Below are 20,995 nucleotides of genomic sequence, written 5' to 3'. Positions count from 1 at the left end.
CGTACCCAGGACACGCCGTACAGAGTGACGACGGCGCCGTACCCGGAGATGACACGCCGTGCAGACGCGCCATACCGGGCGACGGGACAGAGGTTGGCGGGGAGGGACTGGGCCCCTCCCGGACTAGTCGCGGGTGAGCTTGCGGTAGGTCACCCGGTGCGGACGGGCCGCTTCGGCGCCCAGCCGCTCGATCTTGTTCTTCTCGTAGTCGGCGAAGTTGCCCTCGAACCAGAACCAGTTCGAGTCCTCTTCCCAGGCCAGGATGTGGGTCGCGATGCGGTCCAGGAACCACCGGTCGTGCGAGGTGATGACCGCGCAGCCGGGGAAGTCGAGCAGCGCGTTCTCCAGGCTGGAGAGCGTCTCGGTGTCGAGGTCGTTGGTGGGCTCGTCGAGCAGGAGCACGTTGCCGCCCTGCTTGAGGGTCAGCGCCAGGTTGAGGCGGTTGCGCTCGCCACCGGACAGGACTCCGGCCTTCTTCTGCTGGTCCGGGCCCTTGAAGCCGAACGCGGCGATGTAGGCGCGGGACGGCATCTCGACGTTGCCGACCTTGAGGTGGTCGAGCCCGTCGGAGACGACCTCCCAGACGTTCTTGGCCGGGTCGATGCCGCCGCGGCTCTGGTCCGCGTAGGAGATCTTGACGGTGTCGCCGACGGTGATCGAGCCGCTGTCCGGGGTCTCACCGCCGGTGATCATTCGGAAGAGCGTGGTCTTGCCGACGCCGTTGGGGCCGATGATGCCGACGATGCCGTTGCGCGGCAGGTCGAAGGTGAGGCCGTCCATCAGCAGGCGGTCGCCGAAGCCCTTGGTGAGGCCCTCGGCACGGATGACCGTGGTGCCCAGACGCGGGCCCGGCGGGATCTGGATCTCCTCGAAGTCCAGCTTGCGGAACTTGTCCGCCTCGGCGGCCATCTCCTCGTAACGCTGGAGACGGGCCTTGCTCTTCGTCTGACGAGCCTTGGGGTTGGAGCGCACCCACTGCAGCTCCTCCTCCAGGCGCTTGCGGCGCTTGGCGTCCTTCTGGCCCTCGACCTTCAGACGGGAGGCCTTGGACTCCAGGTAGGTGGAGTAGTTGCCCTCGTAGGGGTAGCAGCGGCCGCGGTCCAGCTCCAGGATCCAGGTGGCCACGTTGTCCAGGAAGTAGCGGTCGTGGGTGACGGCCAGGACGGTCCCGGGGTACTTCTCCAGGTGGGACTCCAGCCACTGCACGCTCTCGGCGTCGAGGTGGTTGGTGGGCTCGTCGAGCAGGAGCAGGTCGGGCTGCTCCAGCAGGAGCTTGCAGAGCGCGACCCGGCGGCGCTCACCACCGGAGAGCTTGCTGACCTCGGCGTCCGGCGGCGGGCAGCGGAGTGCGTCCATCGCCTGCTCCAGCTGGCTGTCGAGATCCCACCCGTTGCGGTGGTCGAGGGCGTCCTGGAGCTTGCCCATCTCCTCCAGCAGCTCGTCGCTGTAGTCGGTGGCCATCAGCTCGGCGATCTCGTTGAACCGGTCGAGCATGGCCTTGGTCTCGGCGACGCCTTCCTCGACGTTGCCGAGCACCGTCTTGGACTCGTTGAGGGGGGGCTCCTGCTGGAGCATGCCGACGGTGAAGCCGGGCATGAGCCGGGCGTCACCGTTGGACGGCTGCTCCAGGCCCGCCATCATCCGCAGCAGCGTCGACTTTCCGGTGCCGTTGGGGCCCAGGACACCGATCTTGGCACCCGGCAGGAACGACAACGTCACATCGTCGAGGACAACCTTGTCGCCGTGCGCCTTGCGCACGCGCTGCATCGTGTAGATGTACTCCGGCATGCCTTCTAGCTTAGGGCCTGTCGCCGGGCTCTCGCTCGCCGCGCGACCATGGCCCACGCGCCGCGCGGTCGCGGCGTCAGCCCGGGGCCGGCTGGGCGCCGGGTGGGCGCGCCGGGGGGATGGCGGGCAGGCAGACGCGGTCCCGGCCGAGCTCCTTGGCCCGATAGAGGGCCAGGTCGGCCGCCGCGAGCAGCTCGATGAGGTCGTCTCCGTGGACGCTCATGATCGCGATGCCCGTCGAGACCGTCACACTGAGCATGGTCTCGTCCACGGGGACCGCCATCCGGGCGATGCGTGACCGCAGGCGCTCGGCCACCCTGCGCGCCTCGACGGTGTCGGTCCTGGGCAGCAGGACCACGAACTCCTCCCCGCCGAACCGGCCCACCACGTCGTAGTCGCGCAGCTGGCTGCGGAGCATGGCGGCCACCCCGATCAGGACCTGATCGCCGATCAGGTGGCCGTAGTTGTCGTTGACCCGTTTGAAGTGATCGATGTCGATGATCAGCAGTGCCAGGGTCTCGCCGGTGCGCCGGGCCCGGCCGATCTCGGTATCGGCCTCCCGTTGCCAGGCGGCGGCGTTGAGCAGGCCGGTCTTCGCGTCGGTCCGGGCCGCGGCCTGGAGCTGTGCGTGCAGGAGGCTCCGCTGGAGCAGGACCACCGGGGGCAGCGCCAGCAGCAACAGCGGCAGGCCGAGCTTGCAGGTGATGGTGACGAGGACGCCCAGGCAGAGCTCCACAACGTCGAGGGTCAGGCTCTCGCGGTCCCACAGCACCTCACGCCAGCTGCTCTCGGGGTCGGCGGTGTGCGCGGCGACGGCGATGAGCGCGGTGTTGAGCACGGTGAACACCACGGCGCAGCCGATCGCCATGAGGATCGGCCCCCCGGCGCCGGCGGTCAACGCGGACGGATCACCGACGACCAGGTGGAACAGGGTCGAGGTGGCGTATCCGGCCAGCCCGATCGCAGCCGAGCTGAAGACCCTCCGGTAGACGACCGTCTCGCGCACCCTCTTCTGGAGCAGGATCTGAAGCGGGATGGGCGCGAGAAGCGCGTAGACCGGCGGGAGCAGCAGGGCCACCGGGAGCCACCAGGCGGACAGCAGGTCGCGGGAGACCCCCGCGGGCATGCCCAGCCTGCGCGTCGCCTCGATGCAGGCCGCCCCGCACAACATCAACGCCGTGAACGTCAGGACGTCCGTCCCCCGCACGTCGCTCGCCGCGATGGAGAACGCGAGCACCACCAGGCCGAGCGCCACGACCCCGCAGAGGTAGACGACCAGCGGGCGGCGCTGTCCGAACAGCGGGCACCGGTCGGCTAGGGTCACCACACCGCCGCGTGGTTTGACCGAGGTGTGACTGGACACCGCCATGCCGCCCCCCTCTTTGACTAACGATGTGTAACACAATAGTTGCGGAGTGTGCGTCACGCGATGGGAACGGATACCTTTACGAAGTGGACTGGCCTCGGCCGGTTCATGATTGGAAACCGCTCTCTCCACGAGCGGCCACTGGGAAAGGAGCAGCCATGCTGCGGGGCGTGACCTGGATCTGACAGGTGCCTCGGCGTCTGACATGCGCACGGCCACCGGCCGATCCTGCGGTGCCTCCGCTTCTCACCCGATGAGGCACCGGCCGCGTCCGGCCGATGCCTCCTCCCCTGCGCAGTCCTGCGCGCCGGTTCAGCGCACGACATGACAGCGCGACGTGGCAGGCGGCTACACCGCACGCCGTCTCGGGCGACCGTACCGCGCAAGGTGTCAGGCGGCCACCCGCGTGTCAGCGGGCCATGGCGCATCGTCCTTGCCCGCCCAGGCGACCACCTCGCCGCCCGTTTCCGCGCTGCCCGTCTCTTCCCTGTCCGCCTCCGCGCGGTCCTGGGTGTCCGCCTCCCCGTCCGGGCCCTCGCCGATCCCGGTTTCCTCGCCGACGACCGCCGCCGTCGCCCTCCTGGAAGCACCGTCCCCGATCGCCGCCGCGGACGGCTGCCGGGCGTCCGCGGACCACAGCGCCCCGGGGGCGGCCCCACCCAGTGCCCAGTCGTGGGTCTCTCGATCCAGTTCGTTCCTCTCGTCCTGTCCCAGCGCCGGGACCGCCCCGCCTCGCTGGGGCTTGCTGAAGACGCCGATCCCCCAGCGCAGGTCGTGCCCGAGCGAACTGGCCTCCACCTCCGCCATGAACCGGCGCTCCCCCTCGTGCACGAACTCGCGGACGCGCAACCGCCCCTGGACCACGACCGGCTGGCCCACCCGGACGGACTGGGCGACGTTGTCCGCCAGGCCCCGGAAACAACGCACCCCGAAGTAGGTCGTCTCCCCGTCGCGCCACTGCTGGTTCTCCCGGTCGAAGTGACGGCTGGTCGAGGCCACCCTGAGCGAGGTGACCCGCGACCCGTCGGGGAAGGTGTGCTGGCGCGGCGGAGCCGCGACGTTACCGGTCAGCGTGACGTAGATGTCGTTCATCGAATCGTGCCTCCCATGAGAGCGGGCGGGCTGCCCGCGGCGTGAGAGACACGATGGCCCGTGCGGCCTCCCGCACGGCTTCCCGAACGGCGATCTGTGGACGACCCGACGTGCTCGCCGGGAGGCTGTGGACGGCCCGATCCGAGTGGCCCCGGTCCAGGTGGTCCCGGGCCGCCGAGGCCGTCACAACCGCGGACAGCCGGTTCCCGTACCGCCGGACGTCAGCCGCGCACGCTCCGCACCGCCGCGTAGAACGCGTTGTACCGGGCCAGTTCCCGCTCCACCGGCTCGATCACCATGCTCTCGGCGATCGTGCCGATCCTGCGGCGCATCTCGCGCTCAAGCCGGTCGCGCTCGTGGCCTGCTCCGAGCACCACGAAGTTCCGGCTGGCCACGGCGGTCAGCAGGCCGAGGCCGAGGACCGCGGCCATCATCAGGCCGACCCACGGCAACGAGGCCGCATCGCCGAAGGCCTCCAGGCTCTCGGGGATCTCGCCCACCTCGAAGACGCCGTAGGCCAGGGCCGTACCGACCCATGCGAGCCCCGCCACGAACAGCAGGACCAGCAGGTACTGCCAGACGAGGAGGACGCGCCACCAGGCCGGGACCCGGTCCAGCGGGGGAGCCACCTCGGTCAGTTCCTCCGAGAGCACCTGCGGCAACTGGGCCGAGCGGGAGCGCGCGGCGTCCCTGACGCCGTTCTGCCAGGCCTCGTGCATCCCGGTGGTGAGCCCGTCGGCCAGGGCCTGGATCGCGTTGTCCACCTCCGCGGGCTGCGCGGTCACCGAACCGCCGGTCAGCCCCCGGATCTCGTCCCTGATGTCGCCCAGGCGCAGACTGTTCAGCGGGTCGGAGCGGAGCCGGGCCGCCCAGCGGGCGTACGGCCAGCCGACCCATTCGACGGACCGCACGCTGTACACGTTCTCCATCGCCTCGCCGACGGCCGGCACGCCGACGGCGTCGCAGAGGGCGTCGGTCAGCCCGATCCGGCGGGCGTCGTCGACGGCCGCGGGCGGGGGCGGGGCGTCCTCACCGGGGATGACCTTCGCCAGGCTCCGGGTCAGCCGGTCGAGGTCCGCCTCCAGGCGCTGGATCGCGGCCCGGCGCCTGGCCACGGTGTCGGCGAGGACCGCCTTGAGGTTGTCCACGCCCCTGCCCGTGGTCGCCGAGGTCGTCACGATGACGGGGTTCTCGACGCCCTCCCGGCGGAGCAGGTCCTCCAGGTCGGTGACGCACTCGGCCAGTTCCTCCGGGGCGAGCCGGTCGGCCTGGTTGAGCACGAAGACCGTCACCGCGTCGTGCCCGGCGAGTTCGGTCACGTAGCGGCGGTGGGTGGAGGCGTCGGCGTACTTCTGCGGGTCGAGGACCCACACGATGAGGTCGGCGACCTGGATGAGCCGGTCGGCCTCGGTGTCGGTGAGCGCCCGGATGGAGTCGTGGTCGGGCAGGTCGAGCAGGATCAGCCCGTGGAGCTGGCTCTCACCCTTGTCGAGCGCGCTGGCCCTGGCGAAGCGGTGCCGCCACTGGATCTGCAGCCAGTCCAGCAGCGGTCCGGCGCCCTCCAGGCCCCAGACGCAGGCGTGCGTGCGCGCCGTGGTGGGGCGGCGTACGCCCGTCGGCGACAGGTCGAGCCCGGAGACCGCGTTGAACAGCGACGACTTGCCGCTTCCCGTACCCCCGGCGAGGGCGACCACCGTGTGGTCGGAGGAGAGCTTGAGCCGGTCGCCCGCGCGGAGCAGCAACTGGCCCGACTCGGTGAGGAGTTTGGGATCGACCCTGCCCGGCCCCAGCTCGACGATCTTGGCCAGCGCCGCGAGCCTGCTGCCGAGACCTTGACGCGCCGGGGTGATACCGCTCGGGGGGGTGATGCCAATGGTGCTGCTCATCGCGCGACCTCGAGGTTGTACGTTGCCTGGTAAAGGCGGGTGGCGGCGGATTCGTCAGGAATGCCAGCGCCATCGAGCACCTGGATGTAGCGCGACGTCTCATCGTCGAACAGCATGCTGATCCTGGCCCGGAGGTCACTGCGGGCCTTGGTCCCGATGTTGCGCAGGGACTCGGCGCCGAACAACGCGTGCAGCAGCCGCTGGGGCAGCGCGCCCCTGCCCTCGGACTCGGCGGCGCCGTACCCCAACAGGCCGACCGAGAAGATCACCGCCAGGGACTCCACGTCGAACGAGATCAGCCTGGTCACCGCCCGCTTGGTCACGCCTTCGGTGCGGATCAGCTGGACGAGGTGGTCCTGCCAGGCGGCCACGGCCCGGTTGGTCCTGCGCAGAAGCTCGTCGGAGGGGCGGCCGAGCCCGGGGGCGAGCGCCAGGGCCTCGGCCGCGCCGGGGCGGTGCAGCCACCGCGACACGGTCTCCTCGGCCGCCCGCTGGGCCGCCGAGACGACGACCGACTCCAGCCCGGTCCGCAGGGCGGTCTTCAGCGCGTTGAGCCGTTCGGGGCCCTGCCGGCTCGCCTTCCCGGCGAACCTGCCGGGCTTGCGCAGGCGCAGGGTCCGCATGAGGTCGCCCGACCCGGCGAAGTCCTGCCACCGGGCGAGCATCTCCCCGCGGAGCAGCGAGCCGTCCCTCGTCGCCTTGTCGATCTCCGCCAGCGCGCCGGTGTAGGCGGCGTCCACGTCGCTGCGGAGCTGGGCCCTGATGGCGACCTGGGCCTCCAGCTGCCTGGCCAGGGCCGGGACCCGGGTCCGGAAGCTGTCCAGCGCTCCGGCCAGCGTCGCCTGTACGGCCTGCGTCCGGCGCTGGTCGTCCACCGACAGCTCGGCCAGCCAGAGCCGCAGCTCGGTGATCTCCTGGTCGGGGAGCATCCCGTCGACGACCTTGCTCTCGTCGATGACGAACCGCTCGACCTCGCCGAGGCCGTACTCGGTGAGCATGCGGACGAAGTGCTTGGTGACCACCTCGCGTGACCTGGGGGGAACCCGGGAGAGCACGATCGCCAGCCGGGCGCCGCGCTCCTTGGCCAGCCGGAGCAGCCTCCAGGCGGGGGCGTCGGCGTACCGGGCGGCGGTGGTGACGAAGATCCACAGGTCGGCCGCGTCGAGCATGCGGTGGGCGATCTCGTGGTGCTCCTCGACGACCGAGTCGATGTCGGGGGTGTCGAGCAGCGCCACGCCCTGGGGCAGACGCTCGGTGGAGACGAGCACGAGCCCGTCGAGCCCCGGCTTGGCCCCCGGAACCTCCCTGCGCTCCAGGCTGCCGAGCAGGCCGCCCTCGGCGAACCACTCGTAGTCGTCGGGGTGACAGGCGAGAACCGGCGTTCCCGTGGTCGGACGGCGCACGCCGGTCGCGCTGACCTTGGCGTTGGCGAGGGTGTTGAGCAGCGTGGACTTCCCGGCGCCGGTCGATCCCGCGATGACGATGAGCGCCGGCGCGGTGCTGGTGTGGACCCGGGGGATCACGTAGTCCTCAAGCTGGGCCAGGATCTCGGCCTGGGCCCGCCTGGCCTCCTCCGCCCCGGGGAGGTCCAGGCCGAAGCTGAGGTCGGTGAGGCTGTCCCGCAGCCCCGTGAGGGCGTTGGTCAGCGCCTCGGAGACCTCCTCGGGCAGCGGTGTCTCCCGGACCCAGTCTCCGGACGCCCAGGGTCCGTCGTCCCCCGTCCCGGCCGCGTCCTCGGCCGGGTCCCCTTCCGCGTCGTCCTCTCCTACCGGGTCTTTCCCCGCCTCGTCTTCTCCGGCCTCGTCGTCTTCAGTCTCGGCCTCTCCGGCCGGGCTCGCGGGCTCCTCCGCGAAGGAGGGGCCGTCCGGTTCAGGCACGACCGGGTCAGCCCCACCCCGATCTCCGGAAGGCTCCGTCCCGGAGCCCCCAGAGCCCTCAGCCGCCTCCTCAGGACTCCCGTCCTCGGCGTCCGCCGCGGAACCCTCCTCGCTGCCCTCCTGACCGGCGGGGAGCTCCTCGTCGTGGACGGAGACCAGATCGTCGTCGCGGATGGCGCGGAAGGTCACGGTCTGTTCACCCGGGGCTTCGGAGTGCTCCGGGGGGAGGTCTCCGGGCGCCTCCCGAGAGGCGCCTCCGAGCGGGCGGTCACCCTCGCCCGGGAGCGCGGGCCTGTTGGCAGCCGATTTCACGGAACTCTCTCCGCTCGAACCATCTCGACCTCCTGGCCGACCTTCACGACATCGCCGACGATCACGATCGCCGGTGGCCGAATCCCAGCCGCGGTCACGCGCTCCGCCACGGTGGAGAGCGTGGCGTAAAGAGCTCGCTGGGTGGGAAGAGTACCGTCCTGTACCACCATTACGGGAGTTTCCGGCGAACGCCCTTCGTGGATCAATGTCTCGGCTATCACCGCGATCCGCTCGACCGCCATCATGAGGATCAAGGTCCCCGCTGACCGCGCCAGGTTGGGCCAGTCAACGGTGGAGGCGGGGTCGCCCGGGGGAACATGTACGGAAATCACGTGGAATTCCTGGCTGACGCCCCGGTGCGTCACCGGAACGCCCGCCGCCGCGGGCACCGCGACCGGGCTGGTGATGCCGGGGACGACGGTGACCGGGATGCCCTCGCGGGCGCAGGCGAGCATCTCCTCGCCGCCCCGGCCGAAGACGAAGGGGTCGCCGCCCTTGAGCCGGACCACGAACTTGCCCTGCTTGGCGTGCTCGACGATCAGCTCGTTGATCCGCTCCTGGGCCATGTAACGCCCGTAGGGGATCTTCGCCGCGTCGATCAGCTCCACGTCCGGGGAGAGCTCGTCGAGCAGGGCCTGCGGGGCGAGGCGGTCGGCGATGACCACGTCGGCCTGGGCGAGCAGCTGCCGGCCGCGGACCGTGATCAGCCCGGGGTCGCCGGGGCCGCCTCCGACCAGGGCGACGCCGACGGGCTTGGTGCGGTTGCGCCGGGCCTCGACCGTGCCGTCGCGGAGGGCCTCCACCACCGCGTCCCTGATCCCGGCCGCCCGCCGGGGGTCGCCGCCCGCGGTGACCGCCACGCCGACCTCGCCCACCCGCCCGCTGGCGGGGGTCCACGCGGCCGAGGCGTCCCTGTCGTCGGCGCGCACGCACCAGATCCGTTTGGCCTCGGCCTCGGCGGCGATCGCGGTGTTCACGGCCCTGTCATCGGTGCAGGCCTGCACCAGCCACGCCCCGTCCACGTCTCCCACCTGGTACGGCCTGGCCTCCCACGTCACGCGGCCGCTGGCGATGAGGTCGTCGAGAGCGTGCGTGACGCTCGTCGAGACGATGGTGACCAGGGCTCCGGCCTCCAGCAGGGCCGGCACGCGCCGCTGCGCGACACGGCCTCCACCGACGACGAGAACACGCCGCCCGGAGAGACGCAGACCAAGCAGGTAGGGCGACATGGCGACAGATCTCCTGTTCGCGACGAACGGTGAAGCAGTGCGTGTTAGGAGGTAAACCTACCGGCTATCCCAGCGTCGTTTGATGTCACTGTGTTAACAAGCTTGACATCATCAGGTCTCTGAAGCGCCGGAATGATGTCAAGTCGTCCACGCCGGTCCGGATGTTACCCCTCCGCCCGCTGATTACCCAGGTCGTACCCCGGCGGGGCCTCAGCCGTCGCCCCCGGCCGGGCCGCCGGCTGAGGCCCCGCCGGGGGCGGCGGTCAGGACTCCTTCTCGGTGACCCCCGCGGAGTCGAAGGTCGCCACCTCGTGCAGGACGCGGGCCGCCGCGCAGACCAGCGGGTGGGCCAGCAGCCCCCCGGTGCCCTCGCCGAGCCGGAGTTCCAGCTCGACCAGGGGACGGAGGCCGAGATGGGCGAGCGCGACGGTGTGGCCCGGCTCGGCCGAGCGGTGCCCGGCCACGCAGTGGTCCAGCGCGTCCGGGGCCAGCGCGGCGGCCGCGAGCGCCGCCGATCCCGCGATCACGCCGTCGAGGATGACCGGCACTCTCAGGGACGCTCCGCCCAGGATGAACCCGGCGATCGCCGCGTGCTCCAGCCCGCCGACCGCCGCCAGGATCTCCAGGCCCGGTACGGCTCCCGCCCCGTCACCGGGAGCGCCCCCGCCACCCGTCCCGTCCGCCCCGGCGGAACCACCGCCCGCCCCAGTGGAACCGCCTTCCCGGATCAGCCCGTTCACGTGGAGTGCCCGGCGGATGACCTCGATCTTGCGTGCCAGGGTCTCGTCGTCGACGCCGGTCCCCCTGCCGGTCACCTCGGCCGCGTCCCTGCCCGTGAAGGCGCAGACCAGAGCCGCGGAGGCGGTGGTGTTGGCGATGCCCATGTCCCCGGTGACCAGGCAGCGGGCCCCCTCCGCCACGAGCTCGCGGGCCGTCTCGATCCCGGCCTCCAGTGCCGCGACGGCCTGCTCGCGGGTCATCGCCGGCCCCTGGGACAGGTCCGCGGTGCCGTACGCCACCTTCCTGATCGCCAGGCCCGGAGCGGCGGGCAGGTCGGCGGCGACGCCGACGTCCACGACCCGCACGGTGGCGCCCACCTGGTTGGCGAAGGCGTTGGCCACGGCCCCGCCCGCCAGGAAGTTGCCCACCATCTGCTGGGTGACCTCCTGCGGCCAGGGGCTCACGCCCTGGGCGTGGACCCCGTGGTCGGCGGCGAAGATGGCCAGCGCCGCGGGGGCCGGGACGGGCGGCGGGCTGACGGCCGCGATACCGGCCAGCCGTACCGCGACATCCTCCAGCACGCCCAGGGAGCCGCGCGGCTTGGTCAGCCGGTCCTGGTGGGCCCGTGCCTCCGCGACGGCCTCCGGGTCGCACGGCCGGATCGCGGCGATGGTCTGCTCAAGGGTGATCATGTCACCAGTGTCCCCGAAAAAGCCCCGTGCGGGCCCCGAGGGGTCACCGGGCGGCGGCGAGCGCTTCCTCGTAGCGTTCGATGACCACGTCGGCCAGGCCCTCGCAGTCGCCGATGACGTCGGCGCAGCGGACGTCCAGCTCGGGATGGCCGGCGGCGTAGGCCATGGCCTGGGCCCAGACCTTGTCCAGCAGACTGCCGGCGAACAGCAGGTAGGGGACGACGATCACGCGGCGGGCGCCGAGGCGGCGGCAGCGCTCGATGCCACCGGGCACGCCGGGCGGGGTGAGGGAGGCGAAGGCGGTCTCCACCGTCATGTACTCGTGCGCGTGGGTCTCCCAGAACAGGCGGGAGACCCGGTGCACGTCGGCGTTGGCGGCGGGCAGGGTGGAGCCGTCGCCGACGAGCACCACGGCGGTCTCCGCGGTCCCGATCCGCTCGGGCTCCTCCTCCAGGAGGCCTCCGGCCGCGGGGACCAGGCGGAGGCTGGGCACCTCGGCCGCGGCGTCGGCCAGGCGCTCGGCCAGCAGCGCCAGCACACGCGGGTCGGCTCCCAGGGGCCGGCCGTAGTCGCAGGTGAGCGTCGGGTGGCGCTGCTGCTCCAGGGCCATCGCGGCGGAGATCTCGGCGCCGATCCACGTCTCCCCGGACAGGCTCAGCGGCAGCGCCACCATGCGGTGGTGCCCCCGGGCGACCAGCGAGGCGATGGAGTCGCCGAGCCGCGGCGTCGCCCTGGTGAGATATCCGCCGGAGACGTCGGCGGCGGTCCGGTCCAGGCGGCAGCGGAGCCGGTGGACGAACCTGCCGAATTCAACGGAACCGTTGTCATCGTGCGAGCCCTGCCCGATGAGCAGCAGCGGCGGCTTCATGAAAAGGACTCCAATGACCTCGACCTGGGATTGCGCGGCGGCGACTCGCGAGGATAGCCGATGAGGACACGACAGTGACAGGTCATGGACCGGCGATGTTCACTCCTGTCGCGGTCCCGTTCGCTCCCCCACGCTCTCCCCGCGCTCCCTCACGGCCTGCGGGAGTGCACGACGAAGACCGGATCGGTGGCGGTGAGACGGTGCCCCCCGTCGGTGTGGACGGCCAGCCGGGAGGACTGCAACTGCACGCATTCGGCCTGGTAACCCTGTTCCCGGAGGATGCCGAACACGGTGACGACCTGCTCCACGGTCCGCAGGGCGCAGACCAGGGTCCGCGGGCCGCGGGCCGCGCACGCCTCGATCACGTCGGCGCCCCCGCCGCCCACGAAGACCGCGTCTGGGTCGGCCAGCGGCTCCAGGGCCGGCGGCGCCTGGCCCCGGGTCAGGGCGACCTTCACGCCGTGCGCGATGACGTTGCGCCGCAGCCGGGCGCACGCGGCGTCCTCGCGCTCCACCGCCACCACGGCCGCGCCCATCCTGGCGCACTCCACCGCGATCTCCCCGCCGCCGGCGCCGACGTCCCAGACCATGTCGCCCAGCCGGGGGCCGAGTTTGGCCAGCACGAACGCCCGGACCTCCGGGGTCAGGCCGCCGCCGTCGCCGAAGTCCACCGCCCACTCCTCGGGCCCCGGGCGGGCCCCGGCCACCCAGCTCGGCTCGTACGGCCGGTGCAGCGGGTCCAGGACGAGCACCACGTCGGGGTCCTTCCACGGCCGGGTGGTGGCCTCGCCCATCCGGCTGTGCGTGATCCGCTCGTCGGGGCCGCCGAGATCCTCGCAGACGATCAGCGCCCGGGGGGTGGTGGGGGCCAGCTCCCGGGCGATCTCGGCGGGGCCGATGCCCGGGGTGACGAGCACGGCGACCTTGTGATGGGCGCGGCAGGCGTTCACCACCCGGTCGATCCGGTCGCCGGTGACCACGAGGGCGTCCTCCCAGGGGAGTCCCGCCCTGGCGAAGGCGCGCGAGACGAGCGGGAGGCCGGGCAGGACCTCCGGGGTGACCCCGTGGCCGCGCAGCTCGCGGACCACGTCGAAGAATCCCGGATCCCCCTCGGCGAGCACGACCAGGCGGCCCTCACCCGTCTCCAGATGGGCGTCCACGATCTCCAGCAGCGGACCGCGCGCTCTCCTGGCCTCACCGGGCAGCGGGCCCAGGCGGCGGAAGGCCCGTTCGGACCCGGTGACCAGAACCGCCTCGTCCAGCCTGGTCCGCGCGACCGCGGAGAGCCCGGATCCGTCCACCCCGACCACTGTGATCATCAACGCTCACCGTCCTCGTCTCCAGAGTGACGGCTCGACGCGGATCAGGCCAGGTGCGTGTCTCGCCCTGTCCACCGAACCGTAATGCGGGAGGCAAGACTCTTCGCGAGAGGGCAAGCCCGGATAACCACGATGTTTGTCGTCCATCGGCCGGGTATGGGCGGTTGCAACCGTATGAAGGGGGTGACCGCCGTAACTCCTCCGCCCCGCGAGGGAAGCGGCTTCCGCCTCCCTTGAGACGAGGCGGGCGACGGCCGAGCCCCGACCGTTTCAAGCACCTAGACCGTAACAGGGAAGCGATTCCCCTGCTGGGTGAACCCGGCAGTTCCTTCTCTAGGAGGAATGATGGAACGCGGAAGCGCCAAGCATGGCCCGCGCCTGGATGACCAGCAGCAGCACGAGACCGAGGGGATGACCCGGGGCGGGGGCACCACGCACGCCCAGGAGTGGAAGCAGCCCGAACCCACGCTCGCCCCGGGCGAGGAGGGCACCGCGCCGGCGAACCGCCCGCCGGACCGCCAGCCGGGCGTGCCGCGCGGCCTCACCCCGGAGGGGGCCGACCGCCGCAGCGACCTGGCGAAGTGGATCAGCGGCATGGACGTCTTCCCCGCCGACCGCGACGCCCTGCTGTCCCGTGCCGAGATGCAGGGCGCGCCGGACCCGATCATCGATGAGCTCCGGTCGTTGCCGAACGCGACCTACGTGAACATGGCCGAGGTGTCGCAGGCGCTGGGGTACGGCACGGAGGAGAGGGACCAAGGATGAAACTGGACATGCTCCAGTCCTTGTACGAGCGGACGGGGCCGTTCGCGTCGGTGTACCTCGACACCGGCCGCGCCGTCCCGCAGGGCGAGCAGCGGCTCGAGCTGCGTTCCAAGGCGATGGCCGAGCGGCTGGAGGGCGCGGACCAGGCGACCCTGGACGCGCTGGAGGCCGTGTTCACCGACGTGAACCTGGCGGCTCCGGGACGGGCGGCCTTCGCCTGCGGCGGCGAGGTCCTCTACACCGAGGCGCTGCCCGACAAGCCCCGCAGGGAGACCGCGCGCTGGTCCCCGCTCCCGCACGTCATGCCGCTGCTGGCCCAGCGGGGCGAGAACGTCCCGCACGTGCAGGTGATCATTGACCACACGGGCGCGGACGTGATCGTGGTCGGGGAGGGTTCGCCCCGCCGTACGACGATCCAGGAGGAGGACTGGCCGCTGCAGAAGACCGCGCAGGGCGGATGGTCCCAGCGCCGCTACGAGAACAGCGTGGAGGAGGCCTGGGCACGCAACGCCAGGGCCGTGGCCGAGGCGGTGGACGAGGAGGTCCGCCGCATGCACGCCGAGCTGGTCATCGTCGCCGGTGATCCGCAGTCCAGGCCGTTGCTCCAGCAGAACCTGGGCCAGGAGGCGCTGGACCGCCTCGTCGTGGTCGACAAGGGGAGCAGGGCCGCCGGAACCGATCTCTTCCCGTTCCACAAGGAGGTGGAGGCGGCCATCGACGGCTGGCTCGACCGGCGGCAGGACGCGCTGATGGAGCGTTACGGAGAGGCCCTCTCCAAGGGACTGGCGGCCGAGGGCCTGCCGGCCGTCACCAAGGCCTTCCGGGAAGGGCGGGTGGACACCCTGCTCATGGTCGACCACTCGGACGCCGACGGCATGGTGTGGATCGGCCCGGAAGGCGGCCAGCTGGCCACGGACCGGGAGGAACTGCGCGAGTGGGGCGTGAGCGAGCCCGTGGAGGAGCGCGCGGACGCCGCGCTGGCCAGGGCGGTCGCCATGACCAACGCCCATCTGGTCTTCGTGCCCAGGCTTGAGGCGCCTGACGAGGTCGCGGCTCTGCTGCGCTTCTGACGGGTACGGCCCCGCCCACCCGGCCTTCCGGGCGGGGTACGGCCCCGTCCGCGGGCCGTACCCCGCCCGCCGCCGTCTCGCGGCCGGTCCGGCGTCCGGCCGCCGCACGGGCATCGCACGGCCCGGTCAGCGCGGGATCCGGTCAGCGCAGGATGACGACCTCCAGCGTGCGGGGACCGTGCACGCCCTCGACCCGGTCGAGCTCGATGTCGCTGGTCGCCGACGGGCCGCTGATCCAGGTCAGCGGCCTGAGCGGGTCGAGCGCGGCGATCGCCTCGGGAACGCCCGGCACGATCTGCCCGGCCCGCACCAGGCAGAGGTGGTAGTCGGGCACCAGCGTCAGCGCCCTGCGCCCCTGGCCGGGGCCCGCGTCCAGGACGATCGTGCCGGTCTCGGCGATGCCCGCGGCGCATCCGGTGACGACGCCGTCGAGGGCGTCCAGTTCCGCCGCCGACAGGGGCGGGTCGTCCGGTACGGCCTCACCGCCCGGATGCGCCCCCACGGCCCGCGCCCACTCCTCCGGCAGGCCGCCGGGCACGACGACGCGGCGGGCTCCGCGGCGTGCGAGGGCCCCGGAGATCACCTCGGCCGCCCGCGCGGACTCCACCACGTGCACGACGGCCCGGTAGTCGGCCACCCGCTCGGCGAACAGCTCGACCGCCTCCCCGGGCGTCCCACCGGCCGGTGGCGGGACGCGGTGCCGGTAGGAGCGGGTGACCGGGACCTCCGGTGCTCCGGCGACCGCCGCGCGGATCCTGGCCAGGATGCGGTCACGCGAGCCCTGTGAGTTCTGTGAGTCCTGTGAGTTCTGTGAGTCCTGCACCTCCTGGGAGCTCTGCGACGTCTGGGAACCCTGCGGTACTCGGGAGCCCTGCGAACGCGTCACCGGGTGCCTCCTCCGGTCCGGCCCCACCAGTCACGGAAGGACTCCGCGGGGATATCGGGGATGTCGCGTGTGTCCGTCCAGGCGGACAGCGGGCCGGGCAGGCGCCGGGGCAGGAACCGGCGCAGCCGTCCGCCGAGGCGCTGGGCGCGCGCCAGCCGTACCGGGCGGTCGAACACCCACCCGGCGGCCCGCATGCCCAGCCGCTCGGCGCGCGGGTGCGGGGCCTGGGCGCGCAGGTGGACGAGGACCTCGGGGATGTCGATGGCGACCGGGCAGACCTCGAAGCAGGCGCCGCAGAGGGAGGACGCGTAGGGCAGCGAGGCGTCCAGATCCCGGGTGGCGGACGGGGGCAGGCGGTCGCGTGAGGCGACGGTCCCGGAGCGGCGCAGCTGCGGGGTGAGGATGGCGCCGATGGGGCCGGGATAGACCGAACCGTAGGCGTGGCCGCCCGCGCGCTCGTAGACCGGGCAGACGTTCAGGCAGGCCGAGCAGCGGATGCAGCGCAGCGCCTGGCGGCCGACCTCGTCGGCGAGGACGGCGGTGCGGCCGTTGTCCAGGAGGACGAGGTGGAACTCCTGGCCCTCGGCCGCCCCGGTCCAGGTGGAGGTGTAGGGGTTCATCCGCTCGCCGGTGGACGAGCGCGGCAGGAGCTGGAGGAAGACCTCCAGGTCGCGCCAGGTCGGCAGCAGCTTCTCGATGCCGACCACGCTGATGAGCGTCCGCGGCAGGGTCAGGCACATCCGGCCGTTGCCCTCGGACTCCAGGACCACCAGCGTCCCGGTCTCAGCGATCATGAAGTTGGCGCCGGAGATCGCGACTTCGCTGGCGAGGAAGCGTTCCCGCAGGTGGAGCCGGGCGGCCTCGGCCAGGGCACGGGGGTCGTCGGTCAGCCCCTCGGGCGCGGGCCGTCCCCACTCCCCCATCCTCTCCCGGAAGATCTCGCGGATCTCGGAGCGGTTGCGGTGGATCGCGGGCACGAGGATGTGCGAGGGCCAGTCGTCGCCGAGCTGCACGATCAGCTCGGCGAGATCGGTCTCGTAGGCGGTGATCCCCCGCTCGGCGAGGGCCTCGTTGAGGCCGATCTCCTGGGTGGCCATCGACTTGACCTTGACCACGCTGGTCTCGCCGGTGGCCTCCACCAGCCCGGCGACGATCCGGTTGGCCTCGGCCGCGTCGGCGGCCCAGTGGACGCGGCCTCCGGCCCGCGTGACGGCCTCCTCCAGCTGGAGGAGGTAGCGGTCCAGGTTGCGCAGGGTGTGGTCCTTGATCTGCTTTCCCGCGTCCCGGAGCGCGGCCCAGTCGGGCAGCTCGCCGGCCACCGCGGCCCGCTTGCCGCGGATGGTGCGCGTGGCCCTGCGCAGGTTGAACCGGAGCTGGGAGTCCTGTACGGCCGCCGCGGCGTTCTCCGGGAAGGCGGGCATGCCGAGGAAGACCCCGCTCACCGGGCGGCTCCCGTCCCCGCGCCTGTCCCCGAGCCCGTCCCCGCCTTCGCTCCCCTGCCCGTCCCGGGGTCGTCCTCGGTGGCGGCGAGGATCTCGGCCAGGTGCATGACCCGTACCCCGGCGCGCTGGCGGCGCAGGGTCCCGCCGATGTGCATCAGGCAGGAGTTGTCGGCGGCGCAGAGCACCTCCGCGCCGGTGGCCATGACGTTGTGCACCTTGTCGGCGCACATGGCGGCGGAGACGGCCGGGTTCTTGACGGCGAAGGTGCCGCCGAAGCCGCAGCACTCCTCCGCGCCGGGGAGCGGGACCAGTTCCAGGCCCCTGACGCCGCCCAGCAGCCGGGCGGGGCGGTCGCCGAGGCGGAGCCCGCGCAGGGAGTGGCAGGTCGGGTGGTAGGCCACCCGGTGCGGGAAGGAGGCGCCGACGTCGGTCACCCCGAGGACGTCGACCAGGAACTCCGGCAGGTCGTGGACCTTGGGCGCCGTCTCCGCCACCGCGTCGGCGAAGGAGGGCCCCGGCGCGGCGCGGGCCAGCCGGGGGTACTGCTCGCGGACCATGGCGGCGCAGGACCCGGAGGGGGTGACGACCGCGTCGTAACCGGCGAAGACGTCCGTGAAGTGCCGGGCCAGCCGGGTCGCCTCCTGTGGGTACCCGGTGTTGAGGTGCATCTGGCCGCAGCAGGTCTGCGCCTCGGGGAAGGCGACCTCGCATCCGAGGCGGCGCAGCAGCGTCACGACCGCCCGCCCGGTGCCGGGGAACAGCGTGTCGTTGACACACGTGATGAACAGGGCGACGCGCACGGCGCTCCTTCCGTCCGGTGGTGCGACCACAGTACGGTCCGGCCGCCGCCCGGCCCACGGTCAGCCCATGGTCAGCCCACGGTCATGCTCCAGCCGGGCGGCGGGACGGCGAAGTCCGGGGAGGACAGGGTGTCCGCCTCCCGGCAGCCGGCTCCGGAGCAGGCGGCCAGCGCGTCGAGCCGGCGGTCGAACTCGGCGATCACCGCCGGTGAGACGAGCCCCGCGAGGTTGCGGAGCTGGTAGGGATCGCCGACGAGGTCGTAGAGCTGGTACTCGCCGGTCTCGTAGCGGACGAAGGTGTGCCGGGCGGTGCGCATCGCCCGGTAGGCGGGGACGGGGGTCTGGCGGGCCGACGCCTCGTTCACCGGGCGGTTGAACTCCACCAGCACGTTCTGCCGCCAGCGGTCGGGGATCCAGCCGCGCAGGAGGGGCAGCAGGGAACGGCCCTCCACGAAGTCGGGCAGCGGGGCCCCGGCGAGGTGGGCGAAGGTCGGGGCGAGGTCCACGGTCGAGGCGATCTCCTCGATGACGCCCCCCTGCTCGATCCCGGGCCCCCGGACGAACATCGGCACCCGGATCGCCTCGTCGAACGGAGTCGTCTTGCCCTGGCGGAGCCGGTGCTCACCCAGGTGGAACCCGTTGTCGGAGCCGAAGAACAGGTAGGTGTCCTCCAGCTTCCCCGCCGCGCGCAACGTCTCCACCAGGGCGCCCACCATGTCGTCCACGCCGAGCATGGCCCGCAGCCGGTCGCGGTACATGCTGTCGATCTTCATCTGGTCCCTCGCGGTCAGCCTCTCCTGCGACCTGAGCCACGCGGGCTCGGCGGACAGGTCCTCCTGGTCGAAGGAGGGGGCCCGGGGGGCGGTGACGCCGGCGAAGGCGTCGTGGTGCCGGGGGGCGTGGTTGGCGGGCAGGTGCGGGGCGACCGGGGCGAGGTAGAGGAAGAACGGCTCGTCGTCCCGGGAGACGAACGCGTTCGCCTTCGCGCTCAGCACGTCGGTCAGGTAGTCCTCCGGCGCGGAGCCGTACTCCTTCAGCACGCCGTTCTCGTTGAGCGTGTAGTCGTACTCCTCGTAGAGGCGGCGCACCGGTACGTGCCACTCGTCCCATCCGGGCGGCACGTGGGCGGCCTGGGCGGCCTGGCCCGGGTAGTGGTTGAGGTACTTGCCCATCAGCGCGGTGCGGTATCCCGCCTGCTGCATCCACACGCCCACGGTGGAACGTTCCAGTCGCGAGTCGTGGAACCGGGTGAACCCCCCTTCCGGCGCGGTGTTGGTCAGCACGCCGTGGCTGTGGACGTACTGCGAGCGCAGGATGGAGGAACGCGACGGGCAGCACCAGGAGTTGGGGACGAAGAACCGCTCGAAGCCGGTCCCCGCGGAGACGAACTCGTTCCAGATGTTCGGGAATCTCTCCAGATCGCCGGTGCCCAGGTCGTCGGTGAGGATGAACACGATGTTCGGCCGGTCCCGTACCTGCGCCAGCACCGGAAGCCCTCCCGAGGCCCCCAGCGTGAACAGCAGGATCAGGCACAGCACCTTGCGAGCGGCGTTCAGCACATGTTCACGTTTCCCCAAAGGCCCTCCCCCGACACCCCCCTCCCGTCCCGCTCTCGACCGACAAGTTAGAACGTGTTCTAATTACGGAGCCGTACCCGGACGGAGGGCCCGACATGACGACCGACCTGAACCTCGGCCTGAACCTCGGCTACTGGCAGCGGCACGCCGCCGACGCCACCGGACTCGTCCAGGCCGCCGAGCGCCTGGGATACGGGTCCGTCTGGACCGCGGAGGCCTACGGCAGCGACGCCTTCACCCCTCTGGCCTGGTACGGCGCGCGCACCTCGCGCATCAAGCTGGGCACCTCGGTGGCGCAGATCTCGGCCAGGACCCCGGCCGCGACCGCGATGACCGCGATGACGCTCGACCACCTGACCGGCGGACGGCTGCTGCTCGGCATCGGCGCGTCCGGCCCGCAGGTGGTCGAGGGCTGGTACGGCATGCCGTTCGGCAGGCCGCTGGCCCGCACCCGCGAGTACGTCGAGATCATGCGCAAGGTGTGGCGCCGCGAGGAGCCGGTGACCGGCGACGGCGAGCACTACCCGCTCCCGCTGCGTCCGGAGGAGGGCCCGGGGGCGGGCCCCGGGCGCGGCCGCGTCACCGGTCTCGGCAAGCCGCTGAAGCTCATCACCCACCCCCTGCGCCCGGAGATCCCCCTCTACCTGGGCGCCGAGGGACCGAAGAACGTCGCCCTCGCCGCCGAGATCGCCGACGGCTGGCTCCCGCTCTTCGTGTTCCCGGAGAAGATCGAGCAGATGTACGGACCGTCCCTGGCGGGGGCCGGTCCGGACTTCGACATCGCGGCGATGGTCATGACCGTGATCACCGACGACGTGCGGGCCGCCCTGGACGGGGTGAAGATGATGCTCACCCTCTACATCGGCGGCATGGGCGCCAAGAGCCGCAACTTCCACGCCGACATCATCGGCAGGATGGGCTACGCCGAGGCGGCCGAGGAGATCCAGGCGCTCTACCTGGCCGGGCGCAAGGACGAGGCGTTCGCCGCGATCCCCGACGAGCTGGCCGACGGCATCTCCCTGGTCGGCCCGCCCGGCCGCATCCGCGAGCGCCTGGAACCGTGGCGCAGGAGCCCGGTGAGCACCCTGCTGGTCATGGGCCCCCACGACGAGCCCTCCCTGAAGGTCGTCCGCGACCTCGTCCTGGGCTAGCCGCCGGCCGCTCCGCCGCCGGCGTCCCTTCCCGCCGTGCCACACCGCGCCGCGCCGCGCCGCGCCGGTCACCCTCCCACCCCTTCCTGGCATCTCCTCGCCTCTTAAACTATCGAATGTGCTACGTTCGTTCATGTAGCGATAGTTTTTATCTT

General features: G+C 72.0%; 16 protein-coding genes. 3 read left to right on the top strand and 13 right to left on the bottom strand.

The genetic code is table 11. The features are described from left to right. Positions 1 to 123: 123 nt before the first annotated feature. From ettA to cbiE, 9 genes are all read right to left on the bottom strand, one after another. Positions 124 to 1,788 (bottom strand): energy-dependent translational throttle protein EttA, encoded by a 1,665-nt coding sequence (gene ettA, locus IEZ08_RS28635; RefSeq protein WP_068925815.1) that lies wholly within the window; start codon positions 1,786 to 1,788, stop codon positions 124 to 126. A 76-nt stretch (positions 1,789 to 1,864) separates the two neighbouring features. Next, entirely contained in the window at positions 1,865 to 3,157 is a 1,293-nt protein-coding gene (locus tag IEZ08_RS28630) for a GGDEF domain-containing protein (RefSeq protein ID WP_189243355.1), read from the bottom strand. Between the two features lie 387 nt (positions 3,158 to 3,544). Next, positions 3,545 to 4,246, bottom strand: a complete 702-nt coding sequence (locus tag IEZ08_RS28625; protein ID WP_068925819.1) for a single-stranded DNA-binding protein — start codon at positions 4,244 to 4,246, stop codon at positions 3,545 to 3,547. Positions 4,247 to 4,467: 221 nt separating this feature from the next. Next, positions 4,468 to 6,132 (bottom strand): YfjP family GTPase, encoded by a 1,665-nt coding sequence (locus IEZ08_RS28620; protein ID WP_068925821.1) that lies wholly within the window; start codon positions 6,130 to 6,132, stop codon positions 4,468 to 4,470. Then, positions 6,129 to 8,198: a GTPase gene (locus IEZ08_RS28615; protein WP_229803596.1), complete on the bottom strand. Its 2,070-nt coding sequence runs from the start codon at positions 8,196 to 8,198 to the stop codon at positions 6,129 to 6,131. The genes IEZ08_RS28620 and IEZ08_RS28615 overlap by 4 nt, the downstream gene beginning before the upstream one ends. A 119-nt stretch (positions 8,199 to 8,317) precedes the next feature. Continuing rightward, the gene (gene cobA, locus IEZ08_RS28610) at positions 8,318 to 9,550 is read right to left on the bottom strand and encodes a uroporphyrinogen-III C-methyltransferase (protein ID WP_068925823.1); all 1,233 of its coding nucleotides are present in this window, start codon (positions 9,548 to 9,550) and stop codon (positions 8,318 to 8,320) included. A gap of 263 nt (positions 9,551 to 9,813) precedes the next feature. Continuing rightward, positions 9,814 to 10,962: a nicotinate-nucleotide--dimethylbenzimidazole phosphoribosyltransferase gene (locus IEZ08_RS28605; protein WP_189243354.1), complete on the bottom strand. Its 1,149-nt coding sequence runs from the start codon at positions 10,960 to 10,962 to the stop codon at positions 9,814 to 9,816. 43 nt (positions 10,963 to 11,005) lie between these two features. Next, positions 11,006 to 11,830: a sirohydrochlorin chelatase gene (locus IEZ08_RS28600; RefSeq protein ID WP_068925826.1), complete on the bottom strand. Its 825-nt coding sequence runs from the start codon at positions 11,828 to 11,830 to the stop codon at positions 11,006 to 11,008. Between the two features lie 149 nt (positions 11,831 to 11,979). Then, on the bottom strand, positions 11,980 to 13,149 hold the full coding sequence (gene cbiE / locus IEZ08_RS28595) for a precorrin-6y C5,15-methyltransferase (decarboxylating) subunit CbiE (protein ID WP_084780554.1): 1,170 nt from the start codon (positions 13,147 to 13,149) through the stop codon (positions 11,980 to 11,982). 345 nt (positions 13,150 to 13,494) lie between these two features. Here cbiE and IEZ08_RS28590 point away from each other — a divergent pair, with 345 nt between their 5' ends. After that, positions 13,495 to 13,914 carry a DUF2795 domain-containing protein gene (locus tag IEZ08_RS28590; RefSeq protein WP_084781065.1) on the top strand — a complete coding sequence of 140 codons (420 nt, stop codon included), beginning with the start codon at positions 13,495 to 13,497 and terminating at the stop codon, positions 13,912 to 13,914. Between the two features lie 8 nt (positions 13,915 to 13,922). Beyond that, on the top strand, positions 13,923 to 14,984 hold the full coding sequence (locus IEZ08_RS28585; RefSeq protein WP_141704202.1) for a baeRF2 domain-containing protein: 1,062 nt from the start codon (positions 13,923 to 13,925) through the stop codon (positions 14,982 to 14,984). 142 nt (positions 14,985 to 15,126) lie between these two features. On the opposite strand, the gene IEZ08_RS28580 is transcribed toward IEZ08_RS28585, so the two are convergent. The 4 genes from IEZ08_RS28580 to IEZ08_RS28565 all read right to left on the bottom strand — a co-directional run bounded on the left by IEZ08_RS28580 (position 15,127) and on the right by IEZ08_RS28565 (position 19,671). Then, complete coding sequence (locus IEZ08_RS28580; protein ID WP_189243358.1) at positions 15,127 to 15,807, bottom strand: LutC/YkgG family protein; 681 nt, start codon at positions 15,805 to 15,807, stop codon at positions 15,127 to 15,129. A 59-nt stretch (positions 15,808 to 15,866) separates the two neighbouring features. Continuing rightward, positions 15,867 to 17,312, bottom strand: coding sequence for a lactate utilization protein B (locus IEZ08_RS28575; RefSeq protein WP_068925835.1), 1,446 nt, complete (start codon positions 17,310 to 17,312; stop codon positions 15,867 to 15,869). After that, the gene (locus tag IEZ08_RS28570) at positions 17,309 to 18,112 is read right to left on the bottom strand and encodes a (Fe-S)-binding protein (protein ID WP_068925837.1); all 804 of its coding nucleotides are present in this window, start codon (positions 18,110 to 18,112) and stop codon (positions 17,309 to 17,311) included. The genes IEZ08_RS28575 and IEZ08_RS28570 overlap by 4 nt, the downstream gene beginning before the upstream one ends. Positions 18,113 to 18,183: 71 nt before the next feature. Continuing rightward, positions 18,184 to 19,671, bottom strand: a complete 1,488-nt coding sequence (locus IEZ08_RS28565; RefSeq protein ID WP_189243353.1) for a sulfatase family protein — start codon at positions 19,669 to 19,671, stop codon at positions 18,184 to 18,186. Between the two features lie 113 nt (positions 19,672 to 19,784). Here IEZ08_RS28565 and IEZ08_RS28560 point away from each other — a divergent pair, with 113 nt between their 5' ends. Further along, positions 19,785 to 20,840 (top strand): LLM class F420-dependent oxidoreductase, encoded by a 1,056-nt coding sequence (locus IEZ08_RS28560; protein ID WP_189243352.1) that lies wholly within the window; start codon positions 19,785 to 19,787, stop codon positions 20,838 to 20,840. Positions 20,841 to 20,995 lie beyond the last annotated feature (155 nt).

The organism is Planobispora rosea (assembly GCF_014648175.1).
Taxonomy (GTDB): Bacteria; Actinomycetota; Actinomycetes; order Streptosporangiales; family Streptosporangiaceae; genus Planobispora; species Planobispora rosea.
The sequence above is the reverse complement of the archived record's forward strand: the minus strand, read 5'-3'. Positions and strand labels throughout refer to the sequence as shown.